The following is a 7,689-nucleotide window of genomic DNA, read 5'->3' as shown; positions in this document are numbered from 1 at the left end:
CCTTCAGAAAGGCGTCCTGGCGGTTCTCGCCCCCACGAATATCGACGGTGACCATGTCGAGCGTAATGCCCTTCTCGGCCATGAACATCGTCACGACCCGCGGGTTGGGGCCGACCGAGGTGTAGAGTTTCATTTCTGAGGGTTTCCTTCCTGTTTGATCGATGTCGTAGCACGCGCGTCATTCGGCGCGGAACTACTCTCGGCGTGGATTCAGGGTGAAATTCGACGCCAGTACGCAGCGCGCCTCATCTTGGGGCGTGGAGATTGTCGCCGGCTGTCCCATGCCCGGCGCGAAATACCACTCACCCTTTCGGGTTTCGACCTTGATCACATTGGGGCTGGTGAACTGGCATACGACATATTCGCTGAGCCCCCATGCCTGGCCATAGCGGAGCGCCGAACAGGTGATATGGCCAAACTGGCGGGAGACCACCACGCCGGAATAGTCGACGCTTTTCGGCGCCTTGAAACCACGCTCGCCGAAGGCGGCCGCCGACAGCGCCGGGCATGGCGGGCCCTCTATGGTCCAGCTGCGGGACAGCGCGAGCGCGGCATTACGGTCCTTGAGGTAGGTCCCGCCAATCACCCAGGCTGGCAGCGCCACGATGATAGCGCCTGCGATCACGAACGTGATCTTCTGCCCGAGGGTCAGGCGCATGCGGCGACCCTTGCCAACCTGCCAGATCAAGCGACGCCCTCCCCCACCGCAACGAAGACCTTCGTCGACTCAGGCCGCGATCTGGCTCGACTTTTCGCTGGCCTTCACCGAAGGGCTGGAGAACCGCAACACGCCGTCCTCCAGCTTAGAATAGCGCAGGCTCATCAGGTCCTTGGCGTAGTTCTGGTCCAGCTTCCAGGGAACCTTCGTCCCCTGTTTCGGGAACTTGGCCATGGCCCGTTGCACATAACCCGACGAAAAATCCAGCCAGGGTTCAAACTCGATGTTCGGATCGTCATTAACCGGCACAGCCTGGCGCGCGCCCGTCTTCTTCAGATGATTGAGCAGGCGGCAGACATACTCACAGGTCAGGTCGCACTTCAGGGTCCACGATGCATTGGTGTAGCCGAAGGCCGAGGCCAGGTTCGGCACGCCCTCATACATCATGCCCTTGTAGCTGAGTGTCGAGGCGGCATCGATATGGCGACCGTCGACAGAGACGTCGATGCCGTTCCAGACCTCCAGCACCAGCCCCGTCGCCGAGACAATGATGTCCGCCTTGAGTTCCCGCCCCGATTTCAGCCGGATACCGTCGTTGGTGAAGGTGTCGATATGGTCGGTTACGACGGACGCGCGGCCGGCCTTGATCTCCTTGAACATGTCGGCGTCGGGGACCAGGCAGAGCCTCTGGTCCCAGGGGTTGTAGGTCGGCGTGAAGTGGGTGGCGACGTCGTAGTCCGGACCCAGTTCGTCCTGCACCATCTTGATGATACCGGCCTTGACCTGTTCAGGCCGCTTGCGCGCCAGATTGAAGAAATACATCCCGCCCAGGACATTGCGCGCCCGGATCAGGTTGTAGGCCAGCATGCCAGGTAGCCACTTGCGCAGCGTATTGGCCATCTTGTCCTCGGCGGGACGCGAGACGACGTAGGTCGGCGAGCGCTGCAGCATGGTGACGTGCGCGGCAGTCCTGGCCATCTCCGGCACCAGGGTGACGGCAGTCGCGCCGGACCCGATCACCACGACAGACTTGCCGGCATAGTCCAGGTCGGCGGGCCACTGCTGGGGATGGACCAGGCGGCCCTTGAAGTCCGAGACGCCCGGATAGTCCGGCGTATAGCCGCCATCGTAGGAATAGTAGCCGCCGCAAAGGAACAGGAAATTGCAGGTGTAGCGGACGGACTTGCCCGCCACCTCGGCCTCGACAGTCCAGACTGCGTCGGCCGTGGACCAGTCGGCCCGCCTGATCTTGTGGCCAAACCGGATGGCCTTCTCGATGCCATTCTCCCGGGCGGTCTCGCGCACGTACTTCAGGATCGACGGTCCATCGGCGATGGCCTTGGCCTCGGTCCAGGGTTTGAACGCGTAACCAAGCGTGTACATGTCGCTGTCGGAGCGGATGCCGGGATAGCGGAACAGGTCCCAGGTTCCGCCGATGGCGTCGCGACCCTCGAAGATCGCAAAGGTCCGCCCCGGGCAGTCCGTCTTGAGGTGATAGGCCGCGCCGATGCCGGAAAGGCCCGCGCCAACGATCCCGACGTCAAAATGTTCCATGGCCATACCGCTTCGTCCCGATCTCGATGCCCGCCAGATAACTGAACGGCGTTAAGTCGCCTAATGCAAATCCGGCTCAGCGCAAAAGGTCGAGCGCCTGATGATCATGGATGTGGGTCGTCGCACCACCGACCATCTGCAGAAACATTTCGTCGCCCCGCGCCGTCTGTTCCACCACCATCGCGGCGAAAAAGGCGGTGAGGAAGAGGGTGAAGGCGCCGTGCCGGTAGTGGTGGCGCAGGTCATCCAGGCTGTAACCGGTGACGCCAAGATCGGTGAGGGTCCGGTGATAGAGCCCCAGAAGTTCCGGCTCCGCAGCCCGGCGTTCCTCCGGTTTCAGCGCACCCGCCAGGAAGTAGGCGACGTCCATGGAGCCGGCGCCATAGGCGAAGGATTGCCAGTCCAGAATGGTGAGCGGATGGCCCCCCGCTGCGGTCCCGAACATCATGTTGTCCGGTCGGAAGTCGTTGTGCGTGAGACAGCGGGGGCCATCGTAGATCTCGCCCATCCTCCCCCAGCGCGCCGAGATCGCCTCCCCGATGACGATTGACTCCGGGCTCAGGCGGTCGCCGTAACGGGCGCAAAATCCCTGCCAGAGGCCACCGACCAGTTCCGGTGAAACCGGGCTGGAAGGCGCTGCCCTTGAACCCGACACCCACGGCAGCTCATTCAAGCTGTCGTCGGCCCAGAATGACGCGTGCAACCGCGCGGCCTGAACCATCGCCAGACGCGCCTGGTCTAGGCTCACCCCTTTCAGCTGGTCGCCCTGCGTGGCGGGCGCCAGGTCCTCCATCATCAGCACAAATTCGCCGCTGGCCTCCTCGACATCGGTGAACCAGACACGGGGAGTCTGAACTAACGCCTTTTCAGCCAGTTGCTGATAGAATCTGACCTCGCGCAGATAGTTCCCCAGCATCACGCCCGTACTGCGACTGGCGTCGTTGGCCGCCGGGAACTTGCCGACGAGCGACGCGGGCGCATCGGGAGCGGCGCGGGCGTAGGTCAGCTTGAACCGGACGCTGTCGCCGATCTGGCCTGTGCCAATACCGGCTGCCGTGAAAGACGAGACCACGGCGTCAACACCGGCGTGCTGAAGCACCCTGGTCAACCAGTCCGCATCGATGGCCTCCGGGCGGCGGATATCGGGCTTCATGCCGGCATCTGGTGAATGTAGACCTCGTTCAGCGCGATCCGGTCGCCCCTGAGGATCACGAGATCGAAACCGCGCAGGCGGCCTGCGGCCCCGTCGGGACCCATGGCCGCGTACCAGCGGCCACAGTAGCCGCCGTCGATGGCCCAGGTTTCCTCCGGCGTATAGATTGTGGGCGGCATGGCGGCGAACAGGCCCGTCAGATAGCCGCCCAGCGCCTCATGCCCGATCAGGCCTGCCGCTGTCTGGGCGTCCTTGTAGACACAGTCCGCCGCGTAGAAGCCCAGCAGCCCCGGCACATCCTTGTCGGACCAGGCCTTCAGCCACCGGTCATTGAAGTCGATGATGTCGATCATGCCTGACGCTCCAGCACCCGGGCGCGGTGTGCCTCGGTGAAGACCTCGGGCGGCAGGACTTCCGGACCAGCCATGGCCACCATGGCGTGCGCCTTCAGGCTCGGATCGGCCGCGCCGCGCAGGTGATAGCTGTGGCGCAGCGCGCGACCGGCCTCGCCGAATTCCATATCCAGGGACGAGGTCAGGCTGGCGGCGAACCGTAGCCGGCGCATCCGCTCGGTGCGTTCCTCGACGTAGGAGGCGAAGGCCGCCATGGACCAGTCCTCGCCGGCCAGCAGGATCTCGCTGACGATCCGGACGTCCCGATAGGTAATCGAAAGACCCTGGCCAATGATCGGATCATTCCAGCCGGCGGCGTCCCCGATCAGGACGACCCCCTCCGCGAGAGGCGCATCGGTCCAGCTGTCGGCATTGAGATAGCTGAACAGGGGCCCTGCCGGCCGGCCTTCCACGAGGTGACGGTTCGCCGGACAGCAGTTCACCGCAAAGGCATCGAGAAAGCGGCGCGGGCCGTCCGGACCCGAGAACCGTCTCGCATCCTCCAGCGCATAGCCGCCATAGACCCTGACCTTTCCGTCGCCCTGGGGAAAGGCCAGGAAGCCGAAGTCGCCTTCCGTCCCGATCGCCTGCAGGTCGTCCGCCCAGCCCACCGCGCCTTCCACCAGCAGCCCCGCAAACCAGTGATGCGGCTTGTCCTGATGCAGCGTGATGCCGGCGGCCTCGCGCACCATCGAGGTGCGACCGTCCGCGCCGATCACCAGCCGGGCCGTCGCCGTTCGGATCGCGCCCGCATGCTCGAAGGTCACGGACGGCGCAGCGCCCGGCGTCACGGCCTCGACCCTCACGCCGCGCAAGGCCTCCGCGCCCGCCGCCTTTGCAGCGTCGAAGAGTGTCTGGCAGTGGGTGGGGTGCCCCAGGCACAACGGCCCCGAGATGCCCGGCCGGAAAATGCCCAGGGGCAGGATCTCCGCCTCAGCGGCGTCTGGATCCACGTCCTCGTCATAGGTGATGTGGCGGGTCACGTGATGACCGCCAGCAGACATCAGGAGCCTGTAGAGGCCGACCCGCTGGACCTCCTCTACGCCCCACGGCGCAATCCACTCGCCGCGAACCCGGTCTTCGTAGACCTCGGACTGTTCCAGCAAGAGCACCGTGCGCCCCGCCCCGGCCATTACCTGAGCCAGCGCCGAGCCGCCGATGCCGCCACCCACGATGATCAGGTCATAGTCTGCCATTCGGTCCGCCCTCGAGTGACCCTCTGACGGGGTTCGCTGCGAAAGGACCACGTCGCCCCTGCGTCACACAAGACCAAACCTCGGTCACGGCCCTGCCATTAAAGCAGGCCATCTATGCGCAGGAAATATCCCCGGCTTGTCGTAACCCCCGGCTGAAATCGCCCCGGGGTCAACGCAGATGAGCGCGCTCGTTCAGGCTGACCACGTTGCGCTGGCCGCTGCGGGCGCACATGAAGCGGTGGATGCTCGTGTAATCCGGCTCGAAGAACAGACGTGGCGTCATGCCCAGCACGTGGGCCGTCCAGACATTGATCACCCCGCCGTGGCAGAAGACGGCGACCCGCTTGCCGGCGTGGCTCTCGACGATCTCCTCCAGGGCGGCGACCACGGTCGCCTGGAACACGCCGATATCGACCCCGTGTTCACCCTGGGCCATGGCCAGCCAGGCCTCGTAGTTGTCGCGCTTCAATTCTTCCATCGGGATGTAGCGCCCGGAACCGCGGTCGAATTCGGCAATCCCGTCGTGCTGGATCACGGCATGCCCGGCCTGGGTCGCAAAGGGCTCGGCCGTCTGGATCGCACGGCGCATCGTCGAGGCGAAGACAGCATCAACCCTTTCGTCCGCAAGCCAGGCGGCGACACGCTGGGCCTGTTCAACGCCTGCGACGGCCAACGGCGGGTCAGCCGTGTCGTACCGGCGTTCCGGAAGGCCGTGACGTATGAGGATCAGTTCCATGGTCTCGAAGTTCCCGAAGAGTCTTGTAGATCGTCGATCATGGCGTGCGCCCCACGCCGCCCGCCCCCAGCTCCGGACGCCGACAAACCCGGTCAGCAGTGTGGAAGTCCATAGGATTGTCGATCCAGCCGGTCAGGGACGGCGACACCAGATTGCGGGCCGACCCCACATAGAGCGGGGCGATGGCGGCGTCGTCCAGCAGGATCTGCTCGGCCTGGCCCATCAAGGCGCGGCGACGCGCGTCGTTCGGCTCGTACTGAGCGGACTTGACCAGACGGTCATAGGTCGGGTTGTTGTAACGCCCGTAGTTCTGCCCTCCTGAACTGGACCGCAGCAGGTCCAGAAAGTTCAGGGCGTCAAAACTGATCCAGCCCGCCGTCCCGATCTCGAAGTCCCGGTTCTCATAGGCCGCGTAGGCGACCTGGGTTTCATTCTGTTCGAGAGCGACCCTGACGCCTATGGCGGCCCAGTCGGCCTGGATCGCCGGAACAACCACCGCGACATCGCCGCCGCTCATGTGCTTCAGGGTGAGCGCAAGAGGTCTTTGCGGGCCATAACCGGCCGCAAGCAGCAGTCGCTTCGCCTCGGCCTGGCGCTGCGTAAAGGTCAAAGCGGCCCAGTAGGGTTGAGCGGTGGACGTATAGTCTTCCAGGCCTGGTGGCAGGAAATTGGTAGCCGGAACCTGTCCCCCCGCCAGCAGCTTGTCGGTGATGAAGGCCCGGTCGATCGACATGCTGAGCGCGCGTCGCACCCGGACATCACGTAAGGCCGGAACGTCCGTCAGGTTGAATGGTAGATAGGTGATCGCGGTGATCGGGTTCGACCGCACATATTCCGGCATCTGGTCCGGTCGGCCCAGATAGCGCAGGCGGTTCGACTGAACGCCGAGATTGAGGTCGAGTTCGCTGTTCCTGACCTGGCGCTCGGCGGTCACCGGATCGGTCGTGGGATAGAAGGCGACTTCCTCGAAGCAGGCTGGCTCAGCCCAGTAGTTGGGGTTCCGGCGCAGGACGATCCTGTCGCCCAGGCGCCAGGATTTCAGAGTATAGGGCCCGTTGCCGATGTAGCTCCCCGGCTTTACCCAGCCGTCTCCAAGCTTGGCAATGACATGCCGCGGCGCGGGACGCATGGTCCGGTCGGCAGTCCAGCTGGGCAAGGTAGGCCAGGGATGTTCCAGGCGGATGATCACGGTGTCGGGCGCCGGCGCCTCGACGCCCAGGGCCTCCAGGGGCTTTGCCCCACTGGCGACCGCCTGCGCATTGAGGATCGGATAGAGCAGAAACGCGCTCTGTGACGCGGTCCGGGGCGAAACCGTGCGACCGATGCCATAGACAAAGTCGCCCGCCGTCAGCGGGACGCCGTCCGACCACTTCGTGCTGCGAAGCTTGAAGGTCCAGACCAGGCCGTCAGGGCTGACGGTCCAGGATCGCGCGACGCCCGGACCGACCATCCCATCCGCGCCCCGGCGCGTGAGGCCCTCCGAAAGCTGCCCGATGATGCGGGTCTCCCAGACGCCGGTCGCCTTGGCGGGGTCCAGCGTCTCCGGTTCGGACTGATTCCCGTACAGCAGGCAGCTCTGGCCCGCCGGACAGGTCGGGCGCGACGAACTCCCCCCACATCCAGTGAGGCCGGTGGCAATGGCGCCCAGTAACAGCCCGAACAGGATTGCGCGCGCCATGGATCAGCGCGTCATCAGGTCTCGAAACGGAAAGCCCCGCCGTCTCGGCGGATATGGCCCGCCGTCGGCTCGGCATAGTGCGTTCCGATCACAAGATGCTCAGCGTCAGCCCACTCGGCGAACATGCGAGCCCGCGTGACGGCGGCGGCCTTCTTGTCGCTGTCGAAGGAGGGCGACCACTCCGGATGGGCGAGTTGGCAGGGGTGGTGGCTCATGTCGCCGGTGATGATCGCGCTCTCGCCGTCAGACTCGATCAGCACGCTGACGTGGCCGGGTGTGTGGCCGGTGGTCGGAACCAGGCGCACGTTGGGCGACACCAGAT

Annotated in this window: 8 protein-coding genes; all 8 read right to left on the bottom strand. The window is 64.9% G+C overall.

Features of this window, described 5'->3' with window-relative positions:
- Nucleotides 1–193 precede the first annotated feature (193 nt).
- A complete protein-coding gene (locus tag ACIQ42_RS13020; protein WP_397422634.1) occupies nt 194–688 on the bottom strand; it encodes a hypothetical protein in 495 nt (164 codons plus the stop codon).
- 39 nt (nt 689–727) lie between these two features.
- Nucleotides 728–2,218, bottom strand: a complete 1,491-nt coding sequence (locus tag ACIQ42_RS13015; protein ID WP_397422633.1) for a flavin-containing monooxygenase — start codon at nt 2,216–2,218, stop codon at nt 728–730.
- A gap of 70 nt (nt 2,219–2,288) precedes the next feature.
- A complete protein-coding gene (locus ACIQ42_RS13010; RefSeq protein ID WP_397422632.1) occupies nt 2,289–3,365 on the bottom strand; it encodes a phosphotransferase in 1,077 nt (358 codons plus the stop codon).
- Nucleotides 3,362–3,718: a nuclear transport factor 2 family protein gene (locus tag ACIQ42_RS13005; protein WP_397422630.1), complete on the bottom strand. Its 357-nt coding sequence runs from the start codon at nt 3,716–3,718 to the stop codon at nt 3,362–3,364. Before ACIQ42_RS13005 ends, ACIQ42_RS13010 begins: the two co-directional genes overlap by 4 nt.
- Nucleotides 3,715–4,953 (bottom strand): FAD-dependent oxidoreductase, encoded by a 1,239-nt coding sequence (locus tag ACIQ42_RS13000; protein ID WP_397422629.1) that lies wholly within the window; start codon nt 4,951–4,953, stop codon nt 3,715–3,717. Before ACIQ42_RS13000 ends, ACIQ42_RS13005 begins: the two co-directional genes overlap by 4 nt.
- 169 nt (nt 4,954–5,122) lie before the next feature.
- Complete coding sequence (locus ACIQ42_RS12995; protein ID WP_397422627.1) at nt 5,123–5,689, bottom strand: histidine phosphatase family protein; 567 nt, start codon at nt 5,687–5,689, stop codon at nt 5,123–5,125.
- 37 nt (nt 5,690–5,726) lie between these two features.
- The gene (locus ACIQ42_RS12990) at nt 5,727–7,367 is read right to left on the bottom strand and encodes a peptide ABC transporter substrate-binding protein (protein ID WP_397422626.1); all 1,641 of its coding nucleotides are present in this window, start codon (nt 7,365–7,367) and stop codon (nt 5,727–5,729) included.
- 14 nt (nt 7,368–7,381) lie between these two features.
- The coding region (locus tag ACIQ42_RS12985; protein ID WP_397422624.1) for an MBL fold metallo-hydrolase at nt 7,382–7,689 on the bottom strand (308 nt) is incomplete at its 5' end.

It is taken from the genome of Phenylobacterium sp. (assembly GCF_044372605.1).
GTDB lineage: Bacteria > Pseudomonadota > Alphaproteobacteria > Caulobacterales > Caulobacteraceae > Phenylobacterium.
The sequence above is the reverse complement of the archived record's forward strand: the minus strand, read 5'-3'. Positions and strand labels throughout refer to the sequence as shown.